Consider the following 23498-nt stretch of genomic DNA (forward strand, 5'->3'; position numbering starts at 1 on the left):
CGGCGGGCCATGCTCTGCCAACTTTCGATCCGCGACATCGTTCTGATCGAACGGCTCGATATCGAGTTTTCCGCAGGTCTTTCCGTGCTGACGGGCGAGACCGGTGCGGGCAAATCGATCCTGCTCGATTCCTTGTCGCTTGCCCTGGGCGCACGAGGCGATGCGTCGCTCGTTCGTCACGGCGCTTCCCAGGGCCAGGTTACCGCTGTCTTCGACGTGCCTGCCAGCCATCCAGCCCGGACAATCCTTGCCGCCAACGAAATTTCCGATGACGGGGACATCATCCTGCGGCGCGTCCAGAACGCGGACGGGCGAACCCGTGTCTTCGTGAACGATCAGGCAGCGAGCGTTGCGTTGATGCGCCAGGTGGGACTGGCACTGGTTGAAATCCACGGCCAGCACGATGATCGCGCGCTCGTGGATCCGGCGGCGCACCGTGCGCTGCTTGATGCTTTCGGCGGGCATTCCGGCGATGCTGAAAAGGTGGCGAATGCACATGCTGCATGGAGAAAGGCCGAGGCTGCCTTGCGCAAGCATCGCCAGAAAGTGGAGGAGGCAGCCCGGGAAGCCGATTACCTGCGCGCTTCCGTGGCAGAGCTCGAAACGCTGGACCCGCAGCCGGGTGAGGAGACCGCGCTTGCCGATGAACGGGCGAGCATGATGCGTGCCGAGAAGATCGCAGTCGAAATTGCCGATGCCCAGTCGGCGCTATCGGGCGACGGTTCGCCAATACCGCAGCTTTCTGCCCTTTTGCGGCGCCTTGAGCGCAAGTCGGCCGAAGTGCCGGGCATGCTCGATGACGTTCTGAAATCGCTGGACGAAGCGCTCATCTCGCTCGACGCTGCGTCGCAGGGGATCGACGAGGCGATGCGGGCTACCGAATACGACCCGCGGCGGCTGGAAGAGGCGGAAGAACGGCTCTTTGCGTTGCGCGCTGCCGGTCGCAAGTTCAACATGCCGGTGGACCGGTTGGCTGAACTGCGCGACAGCATGGCGGCGGATCTGGCTGATCTTGATGCGGGCGCTGAACGTTTGCCGCAACTCGAAACGGCGGCGAGCGAAGCGCTTGCGGTCTATGACCGACTTGCCGCCCGATTGTCGGAGCGTCGTCGGGCAAGCGCATCGGTCTTGGCCAGTGCGGTGATGGCGGAGTTGCCGGCGCTCCGGCTCGAACGGGCCGAATTCATCGTGCAGGTGACGAGCGACCCGCAGAACCGGGCGGCCGAAGGTTGCGATACGGTCGAGTTCTGGGTCCGGACCAATCCCGGCACCCGGCCGGGCCCGATGATGAAGGTCGCGTCCGGAGGCGAGTTGTCCCGGTTCCTGCTGGCGCTGAAGGTGGCGCTTGCCGATCGCGGTTCGGCCCCGACGCTCGTGTTCGACGAGATTGACACCGGTGTCGGCGGGGCGGTTGCCGATGCCATCGGCCAACGTCTCTCTCGCCTTGCACAGACGGTGCAGGTTCTCTCGGTCACCCATGCGCCGCAGGTGGCTGCACGCGCCACGACCCATTACCTTATCGCCAAGGGTGGCGATGGCGAACGGGTGGCGACGCGGATTTCGGTGATGAACCAGGATGAGCGGGCAGAGGAACTGGCCCGCATGCTGGCCGGCGCGACGGTTACCGATGAGGCGAGGGCGGCGGCCGGACGGTTGTTGCGCGAGAATGCACAGGTGAAATGATGGACGCGGCCAGGCCTCGACCGGAAAGGTCACGTAACCCCGGTCACGATTGCCGGCAGACCGGTCGAGAGCGCCATCGGTGAGATTACGGCCGCCATCGCCGCAGCCAACAGGAATTTTCACGACAGGCTGCTGGACATTCTTGCGCAGTACGGCGTTTGTGTGAAACGTGAATCGGAGGGCGGAAGCCGGGGCAACCGCGGGTTCCAGAAGAACAGGCATACAGGCGTCATGTCCGAGACATCCATTCCTGTCGAACACTTGACAGAATTGCAGGCCAAGGCGGAGTTGAAGCGCCTCGCCGACGAGATCGCGCATCACGACCGTCTTTATCATGGCGACGACCAGCCGGAGATCTCCGATGCTGCCTATGATGCGTTGCGACAGCGCAATGAGGCGATCGAGAAACGTTACCCGCATCTGGTTCTGGCGGAATCGCCCTCGCTTCGCGTTGGGGCGACGGTTTCCGGGAAGTTTGACAAGGTCGCCCATGCGGTGCCCATGCTCTCCCTCGATAATGCCTTTTCGGATGACGATGTGCGGGACTTCTCCGCGCGCGTTCGCCGGTTTTTACGCCTTGAGGAAGGGGCCGAACTGGCGCTGACCGCAGAACCGAAAATCGACGGCCTGTCGTTGAACTTGCGTTATGAGAAAGGCGAACTGGTCAGCGCGGCGACGCGTGGGGATGGCCAGACAGGGGAAAACGTCACAGCCAATGCGCTGACGATCGAGGATATCCCGCGCCGCCTTGCTGGCGAACTGCCTGATGTGCTGGAAGTGCGTGGCGAGGTCTACATGAGCCATGCCGATTTTCAGGCATTGAACACGCGGCAGGCCGAGATCGGCGGCAAGACGTTTGCCAATCCCCGCAATGCGGCGGCCGGTTCGCTGCGGCAACTGGACAGTTCGATCACAGCGGCGCGACCGTTGAAGTTCTTTGCCTATGCCTGGGGTGAGGTCAGCACCATTCCGCACGAGACGCAGATGGAAATGGTGACATGGTTCGCAACACTCGGCTTCCGCGTCAACGCGCTGATGCAACGGTTCCTGTCCGTGGAGGCGCTGCTCAAGCACTATCATTCCATTGAAGAACAGCGCGGTGAACTCGGCTACGATATCGATGGTGTGGTTTACAAGGTTGACCGTCTCGACCTGCAACGGCGGCTGGGGTTCGTTTCACGCAGCCCTCGCTGGGCCATTGCGCACAAGTTTCCGGCCGAAAAGGCCATGACGCCACTCAAGGGGATCGACATCCAGGTGGGGCGCACGGGAGCCTTGACGCCTGTGGCACGGCTGGAGCCCGTTACGGTGGGCGGCGTGGTCGTGACCAATGCCACCCTGCACAATGCCGAGGAGATCGAGCGTCTCGGTATCAAGATCGGCGACACGGTCATCGTGCAGCGCGCCGGTGATGTGATTCCGCAAGTTCTGGGGTATGTGGCGGAGAAGCGCCCCGATGATGCAGAAAGCTTCGTTTTCCCGGTGGTTTGCCCCTGTGAACTGAAAACGCCGGTGATACGCGAAGCCAATGCCAGCGGTGTGGAAGGTGTGGTTCGCCGCTGCTCTGGGGAGTTCGCCTGCCCCTATCAGCGCAAGGAGCATCTCAAGCTTTTCGTATCGCGCAAGGCCTTCGACATCGAAGGGCTCGGCGAAAAGCAGATAGAGTATTTCTACGACGACCCGGACCTGCCAATACGCACGCCGGCCGATATCTTCACGCTGGCGAGGCGCGATGCCTCCAACAGCCTGAAGAAGTTGAAGAACCGGGAGGGCTACGGCGAAACGTCGGCCCAGAAACTGTTCGATGCCATCGAGGCTCGGCGGACAATCGCGCTGGAACGGCTGATCTTTGCACTCGGTATCCGCCACGTGGGTGAGACGACAGCCAAGACGCTCGCCCGTGCCTATGGCACCTGGAGCGCGTTCGAAGATGCTGCCCTTGCCATCGCCCGGGGGGACGGGCAGGCAACCGACGACATGGATGCGCTGGATGATATCGGCCCGGCCGTCGTTGAGGCGATCGCGCGCTATTTCTCCGAGGCGCACAACCGCGCCATGGTTGATGATCTGGTCACTGAACTTCATGTTCAGGAGGCTGAGAAGCCGAAAGGCGACAGTCCTGTCTCCGGCAAGACGGTCGTGTTTACCGGGTCACTGGCACGAATGAGCCGCGACGAGGCCAAGGCCATGGCGGAAAGTCTTGGCGCCAAGGTGGCCGGATCGGTGTCCAAAAAGACGGACCTGGTCGTGGCCGGCCCGGGCGCGGGATCCAAGCTCAAGAAGGCAACAGACCTTGGCGTTGAGGTAATCTCCGAGGACGATTGGTTCGAGAGGGTTGGCGGATGAGCGATTTTCGCGGCTTTGGCGAAAAGGCAATTCCCTTTCTGAAGGCTTTGGACTTCCATCAGGACCGCACGTGGTTCAAGGAAAACCGCGATCTCTACGAAAGCGAGCTCGACATGCCGCGCCGGGCCTTGATCGAGGAACTGACCAGCCGCTTTGCCGGTGAAGGGCTACCCTACCGGGGCGATCCCAAGCGATCGGTTTTCCGGATCCATCGCGACATCCGTTTTTCCAAGGACAAGCGTCCGTTCAATCGCCATGTGTCGATCATTCTCACACCGGACGGCACAAAGCGATCCGACGGCTGCTTCTATCTCCATGTGGGACTGGAGGGCTGTTTCATGGCCGTCGCGTTTCATTCTCCGGCGCCGGACGCGCTCAAGCGCATGCGCACCTCGATCATGGAGTGGCCGGGCCGGTATCGCGGCATGATCCAAGCTCTGGCGCGCGAAGGCCTTGAACTGGACATGAGCGATTCCCTGAAGCGCCTGCCACGCGGCTTCGAGGCTGTTTCTGACGACGACCTGGCCGCAGGCGTGAGAAACCGCCACTTCATCACCCGCGCCGACATGGATCCGGCCCGCATCGTCTTGCCGGAACTGGCGGATGATTGTGTCAGCTTCGCCAGACGCGCCCAACCGCTCTTCGACTGGGGAATACAGGCCATTTGAGCCATCCCTTCAGGCATGCTTGTGGTTCACATCAGAACTATTGGCGTGACAGGTCAGGAAGGCTGTCCTATCGTCCGGCCACCATGAGCAATTTGACGAATTCCAACCCCGACAGAACCGAAATCATCGACGGTCTGAAGGCCAGCATGCCCGTCGTTCTTTCTTCCATGCCCTTCGGGCTGCTGTTCGGGGCGATTGCAGTCAAGAACGGCTTTTCCACCTTCGAAGCCGTGTTCATGAGCGCTACGATCTTTGCGGGCGCCAGTCAGATGGTTGGCCTTGAGCTCTTCGGCACGACAGTTGCGCCCTGGCTGATCGTGCTCTCGATTTTCGCGGTGAATTTCCGCCATGTGCTCTATTCGGCGGCGATCGGGCGGATGTTGCGGCCATGGGGCACGGTGCGGATGGCGGTTGCATTCTTCCTGCTTGTCGACCCGCAGTTCGCGGAAACCGAACGGCGCCGGGAGAGGGGCAGCAAGGTCACATGGCGCTGGTACATCTCGATGGGATTGCCGGTTTATGTGTTCTGGATCGCGGATACCTGGGTTGGGGCGAGTTTTGGCAACCTGATATCCGATCCCCATGCGCTGGGACTCGACTTTGTCCTGCCCATGTATTTCCTGATCATGGTCATGGGCTTCCGCAAGCGCAAGAGCTTCATTCCCGTGGTCCTGAGCAGCGGCATTTGTGCGGTCCTGGCGGAAAACCTCGTCGGTTCCCCGTGGCATGTATCCATCGGCGCCCTGGCGGGAATTGCCGTTGCCATGGCCATGCCGATTCCGAAAGACGAGGCGGCATCGGACCCGGTGAACCGATGAGCACGATTTTCTGGATCACCATCGCAGGCGCCCTCGCCACCTATGCCACGCGCATCGGTGGCCACATCGTTCTGTCCCGCTTCGAGCGAATCCCCCGCCGGGTAGACCGGGCACTCAACGCTGTGCCTGCTGCCGTGCTGACAACCCTTGTCGCACCGTCCTTGATGAAGGGCGACTGGCGTGAAGCGCTGACGCTTGCCTTCGTGGCAGCGGCAACCTTGCGCCTGCCCGGACTTGCCGTGTTTGCCGCCGGGTGGGCGCTGATCATCGGGTTCAGGCAGATCGGGGGCTGACAGGATCCTGCAGCGGGGCGCAGGCTGCCTGCAGCCAGTCGCGATCGGGCTGTTCCAGTGCCGGTGCGATCCGGTCAAGCACCTGCGCATGGTAGGAATCGAGCCAGCCGATCTCTTCGTGTGACAACATAGAAACGACGATCATCCTGCGGTCGAACGGGCAGAGTGTCAGCGTTTCGAAGCCGTGCATCGGGATTTCGCCACCCGGCAGTTCCTCAACTGGCGTCACCGCAACCAGGTTTTCAAGGCGGATGCCGTAGTGGCCGGGCTTGTAGTATCCCGGTTCATTGGAAAGGATCATGCCTTCCAGAAGGGCCTGGGTTCCCGTGCGGGCGATGCGCTGAGGTCCCTCGTGAACGGAAAGATAGGATCCCACGCCATGGCCGGTGCCATGGGCGAAATCCACGCCGGCCTTCCAATGTGCCGCGCGCGCGAGCGGGTCGATGTCGCAGCCGCGTGTCCCGGAAGGAAACCGGATGTCGGAGACAGCAATGAGTCCTTTGAGCACGATGGTGTAGCGCTCACGCATTTCGGCAGTCGGCTCACCCACGGGCACAGTGCGCGTGATATCGGTGGTGCCGTCCTCGTACTGACCTCCGGAATCGACCAGGTAGAGTTCGCCGCGTGTCAGTGTGCGGCAAGACAGGTTGGTCACGCGATAGTGCATGATCGAGCCGTTCGGGCCGGCGCCGGATATCGTGTCAAATGACACATCCTTGAGTGGCATCTGCGCTTCCTGACCGGCAAGCACACGGGCGCTTTCCAGCGCCACGACTGCGCTCGTTTCCGTCACGGTGCCGGGTTCCTGGCGGTCGAGCCAGGCCAGAAACCGGGCCATGGCAACACCGTCGCGGCGGTGTGCAGCCCTGGCGCCTTGCAGTTCTGTCGGGTTTTTGCAGGCCCGGGGGAGGCGGGCCGGATCAGGCATCGGAACATACCGGCCACCGTTTTCGCTTACCAGGGCGTATAACTTCGCTGCGGCCATCTGCGGATCCAGACCGATCGATTTGCCCTGGCGAGCCAATTCGACCATGGCTTCATCGAGTTCGGAAGGCGGCCGGATGCTGCACAATTGCGTCAAATACGCTTCGACCGCGGTCGACATCTTCCGCTTGTCCATGAAGAGCTGATGATTGCCTTTGGCTGTAACGATCGCAAAACCCAACGCCAGCGGCGTATGAGGAACATCGGAACCGCGGATATTGAATGCCCATGCCAGGGACGATGGATCTGTCAGGACGCAGGCATCGGCCCCGGCTTCGCTTATTTCATTCGCCAAGGCGGCAAGCTTGTCGCGTGCCAGAACGCCGGCTCGTTCTATTGGATGAAGGACAACCGGCTCAAGGGGGGGAGCAGGGCGATCAAGGCGAATGGCGTCGACCGGATTGAACTCAAGCATGACGAGTTCGCCGCCCGCGTCCTCCAAAGCCGTTCGAAGCCGCTCCGCCTCGCCGATCGTGTGGAGCCAAGGATCAATTCCAAGACGGTCGCCTCTCTTCCAGTGCGTCCGGATCCATCTGGGCGGGGGATTTGAGACGAGGTCCTGATAGTCGAACAGGTGAGGATCGGTCTGCAGCCGCACTTGTTCCGTATAGCGGCCATCAACGAACATGGCCGCATTGGATCGGCCGACATATGCCAAACCGGCCGAACCGGTAAATCCGGTCAGCCATGAGAGGCGTTCGGCATAGTTGGCGACATATTCGCCCTGGTGCTCATCGGATCTGGGAACCAGAACACCTTGAATGCCATGCTCGGCAAGCAAGGACCGCAATTTCTGCACTCTTTCGGCTGCGTGTGTCGGATCCGAGGTGCTCTCGAAGGATTGGAAGAGCGGAGAATGCATGATGGGCAGTTTCCTGTTCTGGGCGGCCGGCGGACCGCATCCTTTTCGCGGCGACGGTAAACAAGCCGCGACGGGCTGTCCATCGGTCATGCCCAGCGTTTCATGCTGCGCTGCAGTATTTTTCTTTCGCATATGCACAACACACAAGGGTGCCATGCAGCAATGGCTCTGGTTGGGCGCGGGGAAGGGGCCTATCTCTTTGTCAACGATGAATTTTGGTTCAACCCAGTGAGGACAGAACGATGCCGAACAAGACCCGTGGCTTTTTCCGCAATGCCTATGACGCGATGCTGGAAGCCCGTCAGCGGCAGGCAAACCAGTATGTCAATGGCGCACTGCTGATGCTTGATGACGAAACGCTGAAGGCGCGTGGCTATTCCCGTGCCGAACTGCGCCGGAAAGGTTCTTCCGGTTTCTATATCTGATCGACCCTAACAGCGGTCCGAGCACGAGGCGGTCCATGGCGGGCCGCCTTTTGCTATTTCGGGAAGTCTGCCACGAAGGGGGGAAGGCAGGTGACATCGTCGGCCCTAGAATGAGCGAGCGGTCAACGCTGCATGTGGATTGTCACCCAGCCTTCGCGCCAGATCGTTCGGACATGTCGGAAGCCTTGATTGCGATAGGCCGCAATGACGCTCTCGCGCTGACGGGAAAGAATGCCCGACAGGATCACCGAGCCGCCAGGTGAGAGATGGCGGGCCATTTCCGGTGCAAGGCTCATCAGTGGCCGTGCCAGGATATTGGCGATGATCAGATCGAACGGCTTCGATTCGATCAGCGCGCGATTTCGGAAACCGACCGCCGTTTCGCACGTCACTAGCCGTTCGACTTCATTCAGCCGCACGTTTTCGCGTGCAACCTTTGTAGCGACCGGATCAATATCGGTGGCAAGAACCGGAATGCGCGCCCGCTTTGCCAAGGCGATCGCAAGAACGGCGGATCCGGTGCCAAGATCGAGCGCCTTCCTGGGCCGTTCGCGTTGAACGATCCTGTCAAGCATGATCAGGCAGCCTGACGTGGTGCCGTGATGGCCTGTACCGAAAGCCTGACCTGCCTCGATCTCGATGGCGATATTGCCGGGCTTTATCTTGTCCCTGTCATGGCTGCCATGGACGATGAAACGCCCGGCGTGGACAGGCGCAAGATCCTCCAGCGATTTGCTGACCCAATCGATGTCAGGCAGTTCTTCCGTACGGGCTTGTGTATCGATACCGAGTTCCAGAAGAACATCGCGAATCATCGCCTGAATGTCATGCCGCGTCTCGTTGCCGGCATAGACCGAGACTTCATGAATGTCGGCGGCTTCGTCCACTTCAAGAACGGCGATCGGGACGCCCTCATCCTCAAACACCAGTTCCAGGCGATCACTTGCGGCATAGGCCTTGTCTCGCGTAGCGGTGAAAAAATAGCGAATCTGGCTCACGGCTGGTCGTCCGGTTTTTCGGCTCCAGCCGTTCCCTTCCTCGGATCACCCGCGCGGCCTTCCGGCTTTGGCGGGGCGAAGGACAGGATCGTGTCGCCAGGCTGCGGTTTTCCCTCCGGCGCTGTGGAGGCAAAGACCAGTTGCCCGGATGCCTTGCGCCAGAGGATCATGCGAGCGCCTTCTGCCCGGGTTTCCAGATATTTGTCAAAGGGAAACTCATCTGAAATCCTGGTCGCCTGCACGCCCCAGCCGCGGGTCATGTTGATCTGGAAATCGAACCAGCCAAGGGCCGGTTCGCGCGTCAGGGGACGGCCGCCGAGTGTGAAATTGAGCGCCAACCGTTCGGAACGTTCCTTCGCACTGCCGATCTGGAAGACGTGGCTGCGGCCGACTTCCGGCCCGAGATCGGTGCAGACGAGCGTATTGTAAGCGTCGTTCGGTGTGGCGGCAATGACGTTCTGGTATCGGTTCAGGGCCAGCGAGTGATGGGCGTCCTCCGACAGGACTTCACCGAAATAGACGGGAATATCGGCCAGACGCGCCTCGCGAATACGGTCCCACTCCGTGTCGGCGACGAGCACAGGAATCTTCAATTCCTTCATTTTGCGCGCAAGGCTGGTCGCAAATCGCGAGCCCCCGACGATCAGGACACCGGGGCTTTCGGATGACTTGAGACCAAGAAGTCCGGCGAGTGGCGACAGGGTGAAGCCGTGGGCAATGATGGTGGTCACCACAACCGCGAAGGCGAAGGCAACCATGAGAGGCGCGTCCTCAACCCCGTTGTCGGCCAAGGCGGCGCCGAAAAGGCCGGAGACGGCGACCGCGACAATGCCGCGGGGGGCGATCCAGCCGACAAAGATGCGTTCCTTGAGGGACAAGCCGGTGCCCAGGGTCGCGACAAGGACCGCCGCCGGCCGGATCACGAACATGACGAGGACCACAAAGGCGGCCGCCTTCCAGTCCAGGGCCAGAACCGCATCGACATCAAGGGCTGCTGTCAGCAGAACAAAAAGCCCCGATACAAGCAAGATTGTCACGGTTTCCTTGAACCGGCGCATTTCCGCCAGGCTGGCGATGCGCGTATTCGCCAGAGTGATGCCCATGACCGTCACGGTGAGCAAGCCGGCTTCCTCAAGAATGAGATTGGTTGAGACGAATGCGGAAAGGACGGCGGCAAAGATTACCGGGGCCTTGAGATATTCGGGTACGTGGCCGCGAATGAACAACCAGGCAATGAAGCGGCCAAAAAGAATGCCACCGGCGGTGGCTGTGACGAAGGCCACGATCACGGAAATGACCAGCCGGTCGGCGTGATGCGTGCCATGCGACACGAGGAAAACCTCGAATGCAAGAACTGCAAACAGCGCCCCGATCGCGTCATTGACGATCGCTTCCCAGCGCAAGAGAGAAGCCGGCCGTTGGGTCAGCTTGGCCTGCCGCAGAAGCGGCATGATGACCGTAGGACCGGTGACGACAAGGATTGCGCCCAGAACGGCTGAAGTGGGCCAGGACAAGCCTCCCACGAAGTGGGCTGCAAGCGTTGTCATGCCCCAGACCAGGGGACCGCCCAGAATGATCATCCGGCGCACGGCTGTCGAAGTTTCCGCGATCTCCCTGAAATTGAGGGTCAGCCCGCCCTCGAACAGAATGATGGCAACGGCAAGGGAAACCGCTGGACGATAGACATCGCCAAAGTCGCGGACAGGATCGATGAAACCGGTGACCGGGCCGATCAATGCGCCAGCGACAAGAAGCAGCACGATGCCGGGTATGCGAAGACGCCATGCCAGCCATTGGGCGAAAACGCCTGCAGCAGCAATGCTGGCGAGTTTGAAGCCTACCATGTCCATTCTTCAAACTCCTGCAGGAAGCCATTGCCGCACATGGGCGTAACCTGGCTGGCTTCCTGTTGGGATCAACCGGAAGTGGATCCACCTCCCGGATTCGCCTAGCCTTCGGCGAGCCGCTTCAATTTCGCCATCGCGGCCTGCGCATCTTCGCCATAGGCGATGGTGCCTTCAAAGCCGCCCTTCGCGTTCAGCAGCAGGATCGATGCCGTATGGTCCATCGTATAGTCGTTCCCGTCATTGGTGGGAATCTTCTTTGCGTAGATCTTGTAGTCGCGAATGACCTTGGCAACCTCGTCAGGATCGCCGGAGACGCCGACAACGCGATCGGTGACGTTGGAAATGTAGTCCTTGAGGATTTCCGGCGTATCCCTTTCGGGATCGACCGAGAAGAAGAACGCCTTGACGTTACCGGCCTCCGGACCCAGCTGCGTCAGCCATCCATTGAGCTCGTAAAGGGTTGTCGGACACACTTCGGGGCAGTGGGTGAAGCCGAAGAAAAGGGCAACGGGCTGACCGCGCAACGCCTGTTCCGTGATCTCGTTTCCATACATGTCGGTCAAGGTGAAAGGGCCGCCGAACGCGCCATCGCCCTGGTTCATTGCATTGTAGGCGGTATAACCGAGGATGCCGGTTGCGAGCGCCACTGCGGCAAGCACAGCATAGAGTATTCCACGCATCATTTTGAATTTCTTTCCAGAATCCTGATCTCAGAGGCACCATGACAGGCCGGTCTCGGCCAGCGAGAGGAAGAGCGAGGCGCCGTGATCGATCCAGCCTGCAAGCGCGAGTCCCAAAATCCCGGCCAAGGCCATCAGGACGGCGGCTCCCCACACATGCATTCCCTGTGTCTTGTGCCAAGTCTGTTTCATGGCAAATCTATATCGCGCATTGCCGGCAACCGCAAAGGACCAAGCGTCGCGGGTGGCGCCCGGCCTCTTCTGTTCCCATATCAAGGGAGGACGGCCCTCGGCCAGTTCGGACGTGCCAGGCTTCAGTGAGAGGACAGAAACGATGCACAAGACCTTGAAAATGCTTGTGGTGGCTGCATTGGCAGCGACCGGGGCAGCCAGTTACGCGAAGGCGGAGCAGGTTGGCGAGGTGGGAGTCGACTGGCTTGGCAACGATATCCTGATCGAGGCCATAAGCGATCCGGAGGTTTCCGGGGTGACCTGCCATGTCGCCTATTTCGATCGCGGCCTGATTGACCGCCTTCAGAAGGGAAACTGGTTCGAGGATCCATCGAACTCCTCCATCGCCTGCCGGCAGACAGGGCCGATCTCGGTCGGAGCAATCGATCTCGACGAGGATGGTGAAGAGGTTTTCAAGCAGCGCCAATCGCTGATCTGGAAGCAACTGGTCGTCAAGCGCATCTACGACAAGGCAAATGATACCCTGATCTATCTTGCACATTCCAGGCAGGTTCAGGATGGATCGGCCAAGATGTCGATCTCGACCGTTCCGCTTTACGGTCAAACCGTGGAATGGCGTGACGGCAAGCCGGAATAGGGGGGCAGGGCGCCTTGCGGGCAGATGCAAGGCAGCTTATGGCTGGGCGATGACGCAAGACGATGCCGGCCCTCTGCGATTTCGCGACAGCGAACCCAAGATCCACCCAACGGCCAGCATGAAGGGGTGCCGGCTGGCACGCCATTGCGTGATCGGTGAAAGAGTGATCCTGCGTGATGTGATCCTCGGTCCCTATTCCTATTTCGAGCGCCATGCGGAAGCAGCCCATGCAGACATAGGGGCCTTCTGTTCCATTGCAGCCAATACCCGCATCAACGCACTGGAGCATCCGGTCGAACGGGTCAGCAGCCACAAGCTCACCTACCGGCCCAACGAGTATTTTCGTTTCCTGCCTGTGGACCAGGAGTTCCGGCAGCGGCGGAAGGACAGACCCGTAACCATCGGGCATGATGTCTGGATCGGTCACGGAGCGGTTGTCATGCCCGGCGTCGTCATCGGTACTGGCGCGGTGGTCGGTGCGAACAGCGTCGTCACGCGCGATGTGAACCCTTACGAGATTGTAGCCGGCGCTCCCGCCCGGATCATCCGCCAGCGTTTCGACCCTGCTGTGGCACAGGCGCTTCTAGAGCTTGCATGGTGGGATTGGCCAGTCGAAAAACTCTTCGAGGCCATCCCGGACATGCAGGCTCTGCAACCAATGGATTTCGTGAAAAAGTGGTCCTAATCGACTGAAAATATTTGCTGCGTTGACGTTGGTGAGCCTTCGGGATGCTGCAATGCGGAAATGATTCTTGCAGATACAACTTGCAACCCGTGCCGCGAATCCGTTCAATTCCGCAGCAATATGGACGCGGAGGGACCCTTTTACCGAAGGGATGCGTCCAATGGGAGGCTCGAAATGTCGATGGCTGATTCCGATCACCAGCAAGAACAACCTGCGGCGTCGTCGCCGTCCATGCCGGAAGTCAACGCAATCAGCGTCGCCGATCTGAAGTCGGCGTTGAAGCAGGGACTTGCCGATTTTGGCCGGGCCCCCCTGTATGGCCTGTTCTTTGGCGGTGTGTTCGCTTTGGCCGGCCTGCTCATTATCCTGGCGGTGACCCGGTGGGATATGCCCTGGCTCATTTATCCGTTCGCGATCGGGTTTCCGTTGGTCGGTCCCTTTGCCGCAGTCGGCCTCTATGAAGTCAGCCGCCGGTTGCAAAGCGGGGAGCCCTTGAGCTGGGGTGCGGTCCTGGGCTTCGTCTGGCAACAGAGGTTTCGCGAACTCTCATGGATGGCATTTGTCATGCTCTTCATCTTCTGGATCTGGATGTATCAGATCCGGCTGTTGATCGCGATTGTGCTCGGGCGCATGTCCTTTTCGACGCTGGACCGGTTCCTCGAGATCGTTTTCACGACGCCCACCGGATGGCTGTTCCTTGCCATCGGCCATGTCGTTGGCGCGGTCCTTGCGATGATCCTCTTCAGCGTGACCGTGATATCGATTCCCCTCCTGATGGAGCGGGAACTGGATATCGTGACTGCGATGATCACCTCATTCAAGGCCGTGCTTGCAAATCCGCCTGTCATGCTTGGCTGGGGCATCATTGTCACGCTCGCCGTCCTGCTGGCATCCGTGCCGCTGTTCCTCGGGCATCTTGTCGTGCTTCCTGTTCTCGGCCATGCGACCTGGCATCTGTACAAGAAGACCGTGAAGCCGGCTTCAGGCGAGGCGCTGGCATAGCAGGCGTGATGGGGGTGCTGTCAGCCAGCACCGGCCCGTCAAGTTGCCAGGCATCGGTCGATCCAGCCTTCCATTTCGGAGGCAACGCTGTCGGGCTGTTCGGTGATGGTGAAATGCCCTGCTTCCTCGAAGGTGACAAGGCGCGCGTCCGCCATCGAAGCGGCCATGGCTTCGTGGTCGGCTGGCGGGCTCCACTTGTCATGGCTTCCTGTCGCAACGAGGGCAGGGCATGTGATGGTCGGCAGGACCGGACCTGCGTCGGGCCGCGAAAGGAGGGCCTTGATCTGGCGTTCGTGGATTTCGGGCGTCATCCGCTCCACCATTGCAGCCAGTGAGCCCATCAGGGCGAGGTCGACGTGCCGGGCGGGATGGACGAAAGGCGGCAGCCAGTCATCGGCCAATGCACGCATGCCCTTTTCATGGGCCAAGGCAACACGGCGGGCACGGATTTTCTCCTCACCCTGCTTGTAGGTTGTTATGCCGGTGTCCAGAACGGCAAGGCCGCCGATGCGTTCCGGCGCTAATCGCCACATCTCGAATGCCACCCGGCCGCCGAGCGAATGCCCGGCCACGAGCAAATCGCCGGAGAGCCGGTCCAGGATGTCTTGTGCCATCGCAGGAATGCTGTCCTGCCTCGTGATGTCAGCCATGGAGACCGGCAGGCGGGCGGCCAGCCGTCCGGGTATCGTCGACCAGCTCGCGTAGTCGCATAGCAGCCCCGGAATGAGCACGAGGGTCGGCTGTGTCATTGCGCGGAAACTCCCTTTGCAAGCGCCGTGGCCGCGGCAACGGCCGAGGCCCAGGCCCATTGAAAATTGTATCCTCCGAGCCAACCGGTCACGTCCACCGCCTCGCCGATGAAAAACAGGCCGGGACAGCGTTTCGCTTCCATGGTTTTTGACGAAAGGCAAACGGTGGAGACGCCGCCGGAGGTCACTTCCGCCTTGCCGAAACCTTCCGTGCCACTCGGCAGGAACCGCCAGGCTGCAATCGAGTTCTCGATTTCCGCAAGTCTCCTGTCCGGCATGTCGGCCAGGTTCCCGGAACAGTTGATCCGTTCGCCGAGCGCTATGCCCAGCCGCTCGGGAAGGTGGGTCGTCAGGATGCTCTTGAGTTGGGCTTTGGGCCGGTCTCGCTTTGCCTGGCGAAGCCAGCCGTGCTGCAGGCCGGGCAGGAAATCGACCTCTATGGCCCCGCCAGGCTTCCAATAGGATGACGCCTGAAGGATCGCCGGTCCTGACAGTCCCTTGTGGGTGAAAAGAGCCGCTTCTGCAAAACTGGCCGTTCCGGCACGGGCAATGACGGGCGCCGCGACGCCCGAAAGCTCGCGAAAAAGGGCGTCGCTCGTTGAAAGTGTCAGGGGCACAAGTGCAGGACGCGGTTCCACCACCTTGCAGCGGAACTGGCGCGCGATGTCGTAGGCCAAACCCGTTGCGCCAAGTTTCGGTATCGAAAGACCGCCGGTGGCCACCACCAGGGCCGGCGCGGCCACTTCGGTCGCGTTGCAGGTCAGCTTGAAGCGGCTGCCATCGTGGCTGATAACCGAGACCGGATGGCCCAGCAGGATATCCACCCTGTCCTTCGGGCATTCAGCGAGCAGCATGTCGACGACCTGGCGTGCCGAACCGTCGCAGAAAAGCTGGCCCAGTGTCTTTTCGTGCCAGGCGATGCCATGGCGTTCGATGAGCGCGACAAAGTCGGCCGGACGATAGCGGCCCAGGGCAGACTTGGCGAAATGGGGATTTCCCGAGATGAAGTTTGCCGCGGTGACGTCGCGATTGGTGAAGTTGCAGCGGCCGCCGCCAGAGATGAGAATCTTCTTTCCGGGCGCATCCATGTGGTCGACGAGAGCGACCTTGCGCCCTGCCTGTCCGGCCCTAGCGGCGCACATGAGCCCTGCTGCCCCGGCACCAAGTACGATGACATCATGCATGCTGGAACGGGATGGCATTCGCGTTGATCAGGCCTTTTTCACGAATTCCGTGCGCAGCATCAGGCCCTTGATCTGCTTGGACCGGACTTCGATCAGTTCCGGATCATCGGAGAGATGAATGTCCTTGAATGTCGTGCCCCGCTTGACCACGGAAGACGATCCCTTGACTTTGAGATCCTTGATGACTGACACGCTGTCGCCTTCCGCCAGCAGCGTACCGTTGCAATCCTTCACGTCCATTTTGCTTTCTCCGTCGATCCTGCGCCTTCGGTCTAACGCCATTCAACCGGGAAGGCGAGGGCATTTCGGGAACAATGCAAGAGGCCAGGCTTGCAAGACCATGCCATTTGTGTTGCGCTGCAGCATGGTCTGGCAGGAGGTTGTCATGCGTGTCACGGTCTATTCAGCCAAGTCCTATGACTTGCGCTTCCTGGAAGCAGCAAATGGCCGTGCGCATGCCCTCGCTTTTGTCGAACCTGCCCTGACGGAGGTTACCGCGCCATTGGCACGGGGCAGCGACGCCGTTTGCGTGTTCGTCAATGACGAATTGGGTGCAGAAACGCTCGGGCTGCTCAGACAAGCCGGTGTCCGGCTGGTGGCGTTGCGATGCGCCGGCTTCAACCGTGTGGATGTGCATGCCGCGGATCGGCTTGGCATAACGGTGGCGCGGGTGCCTGCCTATTCGCCGCATGCCATCGCCGAACACACCCTGGCCCTTGTGCTGACGCTGAACCGTCGTATTCACCGCGCCTACAACCGTGTGCGCGAGGGGAATTTCGAACTTGACGGATTGCTGGGCTTCGACCTGAACGGCAAGACGGTGGGCATTGTCGGTACGGGAAAGATCGGCGTCTGTGTCGCCGCGATCTTCAAGGGGTTCAATTGCAACATTCTCGCGCTTGATCCAGTGCGGGATGCTGCGGTGGAAGCGCTCGGCGCGCGCTATGTCGACAAGGACCGGCTTCTGGCCGAAAGCGATATCGTCACGCTGCATTGCCCGCTGACGCCGGCCACCCATCATTTTATCGATGCAGACGCGCTTGCGGCCATGAAGCCGGGCGCAATGCTGGTGAATACGTCGCGTGGCGCCGTCCTGGATGCACTTGCAGCAAAGGAAGCGCTCAAGTCGGGACATCTGGGTGCTCTGGCGCTCGATGTCTACGAGGAAGAAGGCGACCTGTTCTTCCGCGATCTCTCCTCAACCGTGATCCGCGATGATCTGTTTGCGCGACTCGTCAATTTTCCGAACGTACTCATCACGGGCCACCAGGCCTTCTTCACGCGAGAGGCCATGGAAGCAATTGCTTCCACGACGATTGCCAATCTCACCGCCTTCGAGCGCGACGGTGTACCGCTTCATGCCGTCACCCGCGCCATGGTGGCCTGAGCAAGGGGCGCGCGAGGCGCAAGGCCTTGACGGGAAAGGGCGGATTCTTGCGAATCCGCCCATCCTCCTCCTCCCGGAACCGGCAATGCCATGGTGGCTGCCGGTTCCTGTTCGCGCCATCAGGCAGCGAACTGGTTCATCGTGTTATCCTTGCCGCCGGCCTTCAGGGCCGCCTCGCCGGCAAAATATTCCTTGTGGTCGTCGCCGATATCGGAGCCGGCCATGTTCTGGTGCTTGACGCAGGCGATGCCCTGCCGGATTTCCTCGCGCTGGACATTGAGAACGTAGCCCAGCATGCCTTCCTCGCCAAAGTAGCGCTTGGCAAGATTGTCGGTCGACAGCGCGGCAGTGTGATAGGTCGGCAGCGTGATGAGGTGGTGGAAAATTCCGGCTTCACGGGCTGCGTCAGCCTGGAAGGTGCGGATCTTTTCGTCGGCTTCAATTGCAAGATCCGTCGCGTCATAGTCCACGCTCATCAGACGGGCGCGGTCATAGGCCGAGACATCCTTGCCGGCTTCCTTCCAGGCGTCGAAAACCTGCTGGCGGAAGTTGAGCGTCCAGTTGAAAGACGGGGAATTGTTGTAGACGAGCTTGGCGTTCGGAACAACTTCGCGAATCCGGTTCATCATGCCGCCGATCTGGCCGATATGGGGCTTCTCCGTTTCGATCCAGATGAGGTCCGCACCGTTCTGAAGCGATGTGATGGAGTCGAGCACGCACCGATCCTCCCCCGTGCCGGGGCGGAACTGGAACAGGTTGGATGGCAGGCGCTTCGGGCGCATCAGCTTGCCATCGCGCTTGATGACGACATCAGACGGCTTGAGATCGTCGACCGAGACCTCTTCGCAATCGAGGAAGGCGTTGTACTGGTCACCCAGGTCGCCCGGTTCGGCGGAATAGGCGATCTGCTTGGTCAGGCCTGCACCGAGCGAGTCGGTACGGGTGACGATGACGCCATCCTCGACACCGAGTTCGAGGAACGCGTAGCGGCAGGCGCGCACTTTCTGCAGGAAGTCCTCGTGCGGAACGGTGACCTTGCCATCCTGGTGGCCGCACTGCTTCTCGTCCGAAACCTGGTTTTCGATCTGAAGCGCGCAGGCGCCAGCCTCGATCATCTTCTTGGCCAGCAGATAGGTGGCTTCCGCATTGCCGAAGCCGGCGTCGATGTCGGCGATGATCGGGACGATATGGGTCTCGTGATTGTCGATCTTGTGCTGGATTTCCGCTGCCTTGTTGGTGTCGCCCGCCTCACGGGCCGCATCGAGATCGCGGAAGAGAATGTTCAGTTCGCGGGCGTCGGCCTGGCGAAGGAAGGTGTAGAGTTCCTCGATCAGAGCCGGAACCGATGTCTTCTCGTGCATGGACTGATCCGGCAGCGGGCCGAACTCGGAGCGAAGGGCAGCAACCATCCAGCCGGAAAGGTAGAGGTAGCGGCTCTTGGTCGTGCCGAAGTGCTTCTTGATGGAGATCATTTTTTGCTGGCCGATGAAGCCGTGCCAGCAACCGAGCGACTGCGTGTAGTTCGCGGGATCGGCATCATAGGCCGCCATGTCCTCACGCATGATCCTTGCAGTATAGCGCGCAATGTCCAGACCGGTCCGGAAGCGGTTCATGGCCTGCATGCGGGCCACGGATTCGGCGTCGATGGCGTTCCAGGTGCCGTTCTTGCTCGTGATAAGGGAGCGGGCCTTTTCGATGTCCTGCGAATACGACATTGCAGATGTCCTTCTTCTTCTGCTGATCTGGTCAGTTTGTAAAACCTGTCACGAAATTCCCTTGGCTTCTGCCACTCGGGTTCGCCGATCTTTCAGAAGTTGAAATGACGCAAAGGTACGAAATTGTCACGGAAACTCTGGTTGCACTGCACCAAATTCGTGTAAGCCTGTGTCAAGACCTGTCAATTTGCGCTGTAAACAAGTCAAAAAAATTACAATTGTCTTGCCTCGTTGGTGTCGCCTTCATTTGATTTTTCCCGTGCGTTGAAGCATAGGGCTCCGGTGTGCATTCAATCTGGCGTGTTGTCATGAAGCCCTTTCTCATCATCCAGTTGCGGCCGGAGGCGGAAGCATCCGACAACGAGTTCGATGCCTTCCTCGCCAAGGGCGGGCTGGCGCCGGACCGTGTCCACAGGATGAGGCTTGAACGCGAGGCGATGCCGGCGGACCTCGACCTTGCCGGCTATGCAGGGGTCATTGTCGGTGGCGGGCCTGGCTGTGTCTCCGATCCGCGTGGCAGCAAGCCGGAGATGGAACGGCGCATCGAAGACGAGGTCATGGGTCTTATGCCTGCGATCACGGCGCGCGATATTCCGTTTCTCGGCTGCTGCTATGGAATCGGCATCCTGGCCCATCATCTTGGCGGCCGTGTTTCCAAGGTCAGATATGGCGAGCCGGTGAGCGTGACACGGGCCCGGCTGACGGAAGAAGGGCGATCCGATCCGCTTCTGCGGGGGGTGCCGGATGAATTCGACGCCTATGTCGGCCACAAGGAGGCTGTGCAGGCGCTGCCTCCACAATGCGTGCATCTGGTTTCAGGTCCCGATTGCCCGTTCCAGATGATCCGTCATGGCCGCAATGTCTATGCCACGCAATTCCATCCCGAAGCAGACGGCGAGGTCTTTGCGCTGCGCATTCGCATCTATCGTGACAAGGGCTATTTCCGGCCTGAGGATGCCGATGTGCTGACAGCCAATGCTCGCAAGGGGAACGGGCAGGCCAGCGCGCTGATTCTCAGGAACTTTGTCGAGCGATACGGGTGAGGGCAAGCCGCGGGCGTGACGGCATATGCCATTCGCAGGCGTTCCGCTGTGAACAATTACCTTCCCAACCGGTCGACCATCGTCATGATCCGGTGAGTCACGAAGGAGTCCGTGGCGATCGAGAGATGCCCTCTCTTCGGTTTCATGGTTCCTTCGCCGCCATCCTGTCCCCGTCTGCCCCTGAAATTGTATTGGTTGATCCGTGTCTTGCGCGGATTCTGAGCAACGAGAACGGGTTTTCGCGCGCCTTCAAACTGGTAGAAGTTGTCCACGATAACAACCGCAGGCGCAACGGGCTTTGGGTTCGGAGCGTCGATCACGGCCGCATAGTCGATCGTGATACCTTCGGTTGCCAGTTTTTGCAGGATCGTGGTCACGGCATTGCCGCCAAGGGAATGGCCGATTATGGCGATCTTACGCCTGGGGTCTTTCCTTTTCTTCGCTGTGATCTCCAGAGCGATGCGGCTTGCCGCCTGGTAGGATGTCATTTCAACGTCATGGCCTCTTTGACGGAGGCTGCCGGCCAGGGGATAGACGACATTCGGAAACAGGAAACCCGCGAGGCCCCGCATGACGTAGACATCTGCGGCCAACGCGCCTGATGAAGCATGTGCCAGCACGGATGCGACAATCGCCAAGGAAAAGATGAACTTGCGCATGCTTGTCTCCCGGTTCCGTTGCCATTTAAAGCGGAGCCGGAAATTAGATACAATATCAATTCGGTGAGACGATTTCCACGAAACTGTCCAGAACCCTTTTCTGCCCGGCCTTGTCGAAATCGACGGTCAGCTTGTTTCCGTCCACTGAGGCAACATTGCCGTTGCCGAATTTCATGTGAAAGACCCTGTCACCGATCGAAAAGGCCGATGGTGCATCGTTGACGGACCTGGCAACCAGTTCACCCTCAATCGTGCGGATGCGGGGCGATCCGCGGCCGGCGCCCCGCCCGGAATCCGGCTCCCCATAGCCGATGCGCTCAACTGCATGACCGGACCGGTTGCCCCAGTTGCGCGCGGTGGCCTCCGTACGATTGGCCTGCGCGCGTTGCCAGCCGGGCGTTGCATAGGTGTTGGAAAAGGCTTCGCCGCCCATTCTGTCGAACCGGCTTTCGCCATAGGGCTTGCGCCTTGCTCCATACTGCCCCATGGCCCCGGCGCCATATCCACCATAGGACGTACCTGTCTCGGCCACTTCCACATGATCTTCGGGAAGTTCATCCAGAAAACGTGAGGGAATGGTGGATTGCCAGAGGCCATGAATGCGTCTGTTCGAGACGAACCAGATGTGCAGGTTCCGCTTGGCACGCGTTACGCCGACATAGGCAAGCCGGCGCTCTTCCTCCAGACCTGACCTGCCGCCCTCGTCCAGCGCCCGCTGGTGGGGGAAAAGCCCTTCCTCCCATCCGGGCAGGAAAACGGTATCGAATTCCAGTCCCTTGGCCGAATGAAGGGTCATGATTGACACTGCATCCATTTCCTCGGCCTGCTCGGCATCCATCACCAGTGCGATGTGCTCGAGAAACGCACGCAAGGATTCATAGTCCTCCATGGAGCGGATCAGCTCCTTGAGGTTTTCCAGCCGTCCCGGCGCCTCGGCCGAGCGGTCGTTCTGCCACATGGCAGTGTAGCCGCTTTCGTCGAGGATTTGCTCGGCAAGTTCGGTATGCGGCGTGTTGTCGAGCAACCCCTGCCAGCGGCGGAAGTTCTCGACCACTTCGCGCAATGCAGCACGGGGTTTCGGCTTCAGTTCCTCGGTGCCGACAAGATCCGCCGCTGCCTGCAGCATGGGGCAGGCGCGGGCGCGGGCGGTATCATGGACAAGGCGGACGGAAGCCTCACCAAGGCCGCGCTTGGGCGTGTTGACGATGCGCTCGAAGGCAAGATCGTCGGCCGGCTGGCAGACGACGCGGAAATATGCCAGCGCGTCACGGATCTCCATGCGTTCATAGAATCGCGGGCCGCCAATGACGCGGTAATTCAAGCCAAGCGTGACGAACCGGTCCTCGAATTCGCGCATCTGGAACGAGGCACGCACAAGGATTGCCATGTCATTGAGGCGATGCCCCCTGGTTTGAACCGCCTCTATTTCCTCGCCGATGGCCCGGGCTTCCTCTTCCGAGTCCCAGGCAGCATGAACCTGAACGCGGGCATCATCGGGATCCGCCATTTCGGTAAACAGGGTCTTGCCGAGACGGCCTTCGTTGTGCGCGATCAGATGCGATGCGGCGCCCAGAATGTGGGCGGTCGAGCGGTAATTGCGTTCCAGCCGGATGACTCTGGCGCCTGGGAAATCCTTTTCGAACCGAAGGATATTGTCCACCTCTGCGCCGCGCCAGCCATAGATCGACTGGTCATCATCGCCGACACAGCAGATATTTGGCTGGATTGCCTTGCTGCCGGCGTCGCCGCTGTCCACGCGGTCGGCAGCGTCCTTGCGTTGTGGCCGCTGAGCGATCAGCCTCAACCACATGTATTGCGCCGTGTTTGTGTCCTGATACTCGTCGACCAGAATGTAGCGGAACCTGCGATGAAAATCGGCCAGCACATCCGGATTCTCGCGGAAAAGGCGGATGGGCAGACACAGCAGGTCGCCAAAGTCGACAGCGTTCAGCGTCTTCAGCCGCTCCTGATAGGCGGTGTAGAGCTCGCGACCTTTTCCATTGGCAAATGCACGGGCGTCGCCCTCGGGAATCTGCGCCGGATACAGGCCCTTGTTTTTCCAGCCGTCGATCATTTGCGCAAATTGCCGGGCCGGCCAGCGCTTGTCGTCAATGCCTTCAGCCTGGATCAACTGCTTGATGAGGCGGATCTGGTCGTCGGTGTCGAGGATCGTGAAATTCGACTTGAGGCCGGCCAGTTCGGCATGGCGGCGCAGGATCTTCACGCCAATGGAATGGAACGTGCCGAGCCAGGGCATGCCTTCCACGGCTTCGCCCACGAGCAGCGCGATGCGCTCCTTCATTTCACGGGCAGCCTTGTTGGTGAAGGTGACTGCAAGAATTTGCGAGGGGAAGGCGAGGCCGAGATTCAGGATATGAGCGATGCGTGTCGTCAACACGCGCGTCTTGCCGGTTCCGGCACCGGCAAGCACGAGAACGGGGCCTTCCGTTGTCTCGACCGCCTCCCGCTGTTCCGGATTCATGGTTTCGAGGTAAGGTGCAGTCCTGCGTTCGCGTTCACGCGCGGCCATGGCGCGTGCGGCAAGGCCGCCGGCGCGTTGGGGTGGCGGCGCGGCCGGCCCGTCGAAGAACGGGATATCGTCGTCGTCCGGAAAATCTGTCATTGCCTGCAATGTAGCGAT

At 60.4% G+C, this 23498-nt stretch carries 22 protein-coding genes; 11 read left to right on the plus strand and 11 right to left on the minus strand.

Going from position 1 to position 23498, the window contains the following annotated elements; genetic code table 11:
• Positions 1-9: 9 nt before the first annotated feature.
• The 5 genes from recN (at position 10) to R3D65_RS10975 (ending at position 5808) form a co-directional block, all read left to right on the plus strand.
• Positions 10-1683, plus strand: a complete 1674-nt coding sequence (gene recN, locus R3D65_RS10955; protein ID WP_371275253.1) for a DNA repair protein RecN — start codon at positions 10-12, stop codon at positions 1681-1683.
• Positions 1684-1914: 231 nt separating this feature from the next.
• The gene (ligA, locus tag R3D65_RS10960) at positions 1915-4029 is read left to right on the plus strand and encodes an NAD-dependent DNA ligase LigA (protein ID WP_371275254.1); all 2115 of its coding nucleotides are present in this window, start codon (positions 1915-1917) and stop codon (positions 4027-4029) included.
• Positions 4026-4697, plus strand: coding sequence for a TIGR02453 family protein (locus R3D65_RS10965; protein WP_371275255.1), 672 nt, complete (start codon positions 4026-4028; stop codon positions 4695-4697). Before ligA ends, R3D65_RS10965 begins: the two co-directional genes overlap by 4 nt.
• A gap of 146 nt (positions 4698-4843) precedes the next feature.
• The gene (locus R3D65_RS10970; RefSeq protein WP_371275256.1) at positions 4844-5515 is read left to right on the plus strand and encodes an AzlC family ABC transporter permease; all 672 of its coding nucleotides are present in this window, start codon (positions 4844-4846) and stop codon (positions 5513-5515) included.
• Complete coding sequence (locus R3D65_RS10975; RefSeq protein WP_371275257.1) at positions 5512-5808, plus strand: AzlD family protein; 297 nt, start codon at positions 5512-5514, stop codon at positions 5806-5808. The genes R3D65_RS10970 and R3D65_RS10975 overlap by 4 nt, the downstream gene beginning before the upstream one ends.
• Here R3D65_RS10975 and R3D65_RS10980 read toward each other — a convergent pair.
• Positions 5789-7654, minus strand: a complete 1866-nt coding sequence (locus R3D65_RS10980; RefSeq protein WP_371275258.1) for an aminopeptidase P family protein — start codon at positions 7652-7654, stop codon at positions 5789-5791. The genes R3D65_RS10975 and R3D65_RS10980 overlap by 20 nt on opposite strands.
• Positions 7655-7896: 242 nt before the next feature.
• Here R3D65_RS10980 and R3D65_RS10985 point away from each other — a divergent pair, with 242 nt between their 5' ends.
• A complete protein-coding gene (locus R3D65_RS10985) occupies positions 7897-8079 on the plus strand; it encodes a hypothetical protein (protein ID WP_371275259.1) in 183 nt (60 codons plus the stop codon).
• Between the two features lie 122 nt (positions 8080-8201).
• Here the strand turns inward: R3D65_RS10985 and R3D65_RS10990 are convergent, their stop codons facing one another.
• The 4 genes from R3D65_RS10990 to R3D65_RS11005 form a co-directional block, all read right to left on the minus strand.
• Entirely contained in the window at positions 8202-9077 is an 876-nt protein-coding gene (locus tag R3D65_RS10990) for a 50S ribosomal protein L11 methyltransferase (RefSeq protein WP_371275260.1), read from the minus strand.
• Positions 9074-10927 carry a cation:proton antiporter gene (locus R3D65_RS10995; RefSeq protein ID WP_371275261.1) on the minus strand — a complete coding sequence of 618 codons (1854 nt, stop codon included), beginning with the start codon at positions 10925-10927 and terminating at the stop codon, positions 9074-9076. Before R3D65_RS10995 ends, R3D65_RS10990 begins: the two co-directional genes overlap by 4 nt.
• 98 nt (positions 10928-11025) lie before the next feature.
• Entirely contained in the window at positions 11026-11607 is a 582-nt protein-coding gene (locus R3D65_RS11000) for an SCO family protein (RefSeq protein ID WP_371275262.1), read from the minus strand.
• Between the two features lie 27 nt (positions 11608-11634).
• Entirely contained in the window at positions 11635-11796 is a 162-nt protein-coding gene (locus R3D65_RS11005; RefSeq protein ID WP_371275263.1) for a hypothetical protein, read from the minus strand.
• A 160-nt stretch (positions 11797-11956) separates the two neighbouring features.
• Here R3D65_RS11005 and R3D65_RS11010 point away from each other — a divergent pair, with 160 nt between their 5' ends.
• The 3 genes from R3D65_RS11010 (at position 11957) to R3D65_RS11020 (ending at position 14120) form a co-directional block, all read left to right on the plus strand.
• Complete coding sequence (locus R3D65_RS11010) at positions 11957-12433, plus strand: CreA family protein (RefSeq protein ID WP_371275569.1); 477 nt, start codon at positions 11957-11959, stop codon at positions 12431-12433.
• 49 nt (positions 12434-12482) lie between these two features.
• The gene (locus R3D65_RS11015; RefSeq protein ID WP_371275264.1) at positions 12483-13118 is read left to right on the plus strand and encodes a DapH/DapD/GlmU-related protein; all 636 of its coding nucleotides are present in this window, start codon (positions 12483-12485) and stop codon (positions 13116-13118) included.
• A gap of 174 nt (positions 13119-13292) precedes the next feature.
• Complete coding sequence (locus R3D65_RS11020; protein WP_371275265.1) at positions 13293-14120, plus strand: DUF2189 domain-containing protein; 828 nt, start codon at positions 13293-13295, stop codon at positions 14118-14120.
• 38 nt (positions 14121-14158) lie between these two features.
• Here R3D65_RS11020 and R3D65_RS11025 read toward each other — a convergent pair whose 3' ends face one another.
• The 3 genes from R3D65_RS11025 to R3D65_RS11035 are packed head-to-tail and all read right to left on the minus strand — an operon-like array spanning position 14159 to position 16293.
• Complete coding sequence (locus R3D65_RS11025) at positions 14159-14869, minus strand: alpha/beta fold hydrolase (RefSeq protein WP_371275266.1); 711 nt, start codon at positions 14867-14869, stop codon at positions 14159-14161.
• Positions 14866-16071: an NAD(P)/FAD-dependent oxidoreductase gene (locus R3D65_RS11030; RefSeq protein ID WP_371275267.1), complete on the minus strand. Its 1206-nt coding sequence runs from the start codon at positions 16069-16071 to the stop codon at positions 14866-14868. Before R3D65_RS11030 ends, R3D65_RS11025 begins: the two co-directional genes overlap by 4 nt.
• Positions 16072-16080: 9 nt before the next feature.
• Positions 16081-16293, minus strand: a complete 213-nt coding sequence (locus R3D65_RS11035; RefSeq protein WP_371275268.1) for an alkylphosphonate utilization protein — start codon at positions 16291-16293, stop codon at positions 16081-16083.
• A 145-nt stretch (positions 16294-16438) separates the two neighbouring features.
• Here R3D65_RS11035 and R3D65_RS11040 point away from each other — a divergent pair, with 145 nt between their 5' ends.
• Positions 16439-17440 (plus strand): 2-hydroxyacid dehydrogenase, encoded by a 1002-nt coding sequence (locus tag R3D65_RS11040; RefSeq protein WP_371275269.1) that lies wholly within the window; start codon positions 16439-16441, stop codon positions 17438-17440.
• Positions 17441-17559: 119 nt separating this feature from the next.
• Here the strand turns inward: R3D65_RS11040 and R3D65_RS11045 are convergent, their stop codons facing one another.
• Positions 17560-19155: an isocitrate lyase gene (locus tag R3D65_RS11045; protein ID WP_371275270.1), complete on the minus strand. Its 1596-nt coding sequence runs from the start codon at positions 19153-19155 to the stop codon at positions 17560-17562.
• A gap of 308 nt (positions 19156-19463) precedes the next feature.
• Here R3D65_RS11045 and R3D65_RS11050 point away from each other — a divergent pair, with 308 nt between their 5' ends.
• Complete coding sequence (locus tag R3D65_RS11050) at positions 19464-20198, plus strand: glutamine amidotransferase (protein WP_371275271.1); 735 nt, start codon at positions 19464-19466, stop codon at positions 20196-20198.
• Between the two features lie 56 nt (positions 20199-20254).
• On the opposite strand, the gene R3D65_RS11055 is transcribed toward R3D65_RS11050, so the two are convergent.
• Positions 20255-20857: a hypothetical protein gene (locus R3D65_RS11055; RefSeq protein WP_371275272.1), complete on the minus strand. Its 603-nt coding sequence runs from the start codon at positions 20855-20857 to the stop codon at positions 20255-20257.
• Positions 20858-20912: 55 nt separating this feature from the next.
• Entirely contained in the window at positions 20913-23480 is a 2568-nt protein-coding gene (locus tag R3D65_RS11060; RefSeq protein ID WP_371275273.1) for an ATP-dependent helicase, read from the minus strand.
• Positions 23481-23498: the final 18 nt, after the last annotated feature.

The sequence above is a fragment of the Zhengella sp. genome (assembly GCF_041397485.1).
Classification (GTDB): Bacteria; Pseudomonadota; Alphaproteobacteria; order Rhizobiales; family Rhizobiaceae; genus Zhengella.

Excerpts from the sequence above, each read along its gene's own strand:
- recN (WP_371275253.1), top strand. The coding sequence starts at position 10 with ATGCTCTGCCAACTTTCGATCCGCGACATCGTTCTGATCGAACGGCTC.
- ligA (WP_371275254.1), top strand. The coding sequence starts at position 1,915 with ATGTCCGAGACATCCATTCCTGTCGAACACTTGACAGAATTGCAGGCC.
- R3D65_RS10965 (WP_371275255.1), top strand. The coding sequence starts at position 4,026 with ATGAGCGATTTTCGCGGCTTTGGCGAAAAGGCAATTCCCTTTCTGAAG.
- R3D65_RS10970 (WP_371275256.1), top strand. The coding sequence starts at position 4,844 with ATGCCCGTCGTTCTTTCTTCCATGCCCTTCGGGCTGCTGTTCGGGGCG.
- R3D65_RS10975 (WP_371275257.1), top strand. The coding sequence starts at position 5,512 with ATGAGCACGATTTTCTGGATCACCATCGCAGGCGCCCTCGCCACCTAT.
- R3D65_RS10980 (WP_371275258.1), bottom strand. The coding sequence starts at position 7,654 with ATGCATTCTCCGCTCTTCCAATCCTTCGAGAGCACCTCGGATCCGACA.
- R3D65_RS10985 (WP_371275259.1), top strand. The coding sequence starts at position 7,897 with ATGCCGAACAAGACCCGTGGCTTTTTCCGCAATGCCTATGACGCGATG.
- R3D65_RS10995 (WP_371275261.1), bottom strand. The coding sequence starts at position 10,927 with ATGGACATGGTAGGCTTCAAACTCGCCAGCATTGCTGCTGCAGGCGTT.
- R3D65_RS11000 (WP_371275262.1), bottom strand. The coding sequence starts at position 11,607 with ATGATGCGTGGAATACTCTATGCTGTGCTTGCCGCAGTGGCGCTCGCA.
- R3D65_RS11005 (WP_371275263.1), bottom strand. The coding sequence starts at position 11,796 with ATGAAACAGACTTGGCACAAGACACAGGGAATGCATGTGTGGGGAGCC.
- R3D65_RS11010 (WP_371275569.1), top strand. The coding sequence starts at position 11,957 with ATGCTTGTGGTGGCTGCATTGGCAGCGACCGGGGCAGCCAGTTACGCG.
- R3D65_RS11015 (WP_371275264.1), top strand. The coding sequence starts at position 12,483 with ATGACGCAAGACGATGCCGGCCCTCTGCGATTTCGCGACAGCGAACCC.
- R3D65_RS11020 (WP_371275265.1), top strand. The coding sequence starts at position 13,293 with ATGTCGATGGCTGATTCCGATCACCAGCAAGAACAACCTGCGGCGTCG.
- R3D65_RS11025 (WP_371275266.1), bottom strand. The coding sequence starts at position 14,869 with ATGACACAGCCGACCCTCGTGCTCATTCCGGGGCTGCTATGCGACTAC.
- R3D65_RS11030 (WP_371275267.1), bottom strand. The coding sequence starts at position 16,071 with ATGCCATCCCGTTCCAGCATGCATGATGTCATCGTACTTGGTGCCGGG.
- R3D65_RS11035 (WP_371275268.1), bottom strand. The coding sequence starts at position 16,293 with ATGGACGTGAAGGATTGCAACGGTACGCTGCTGGCGGAAGGCGACAGC.
- R3D65_RS11040 (WP_371275269.1), top strand. The coding sequence starts at position 16,439 with ATGCGTGTCACGGTCTATTCAGCCAAGTCCTATGACTTGCGCTTCCTG.
- R3D65_RS11045 (WP_371275270.1), bottom strand. The coding sequence starts at position 19,155 with ATGTCGTATTCGCAGGACATCGAAAAGGCCCGCTCCCTTATCACGAGC.
- R3D65_RS11050 (WP_371275271.1), top strand. The coding sequence starts at position 19,464 with ATGAAGCCCTTTCTCATCATCCAGTTGCGGCCGGAGGCGGAAGCATCC.
- R3D65_RS11055 (WP_371275272.1), bottom strand. The coding sequence starts at position 20,857 with ATGCGCAAGTTCATCTTTTCCTTGGCGATTGTCGCATCCGTGCTGGCA.
- R3D65_RS11060 (WP_371275273.1), bottom strand. The coding sequence starts at position 23,480 with ATGACAGATTTTCCGGACGACGACGATATCCCGTTCTTCGACGGGCCG.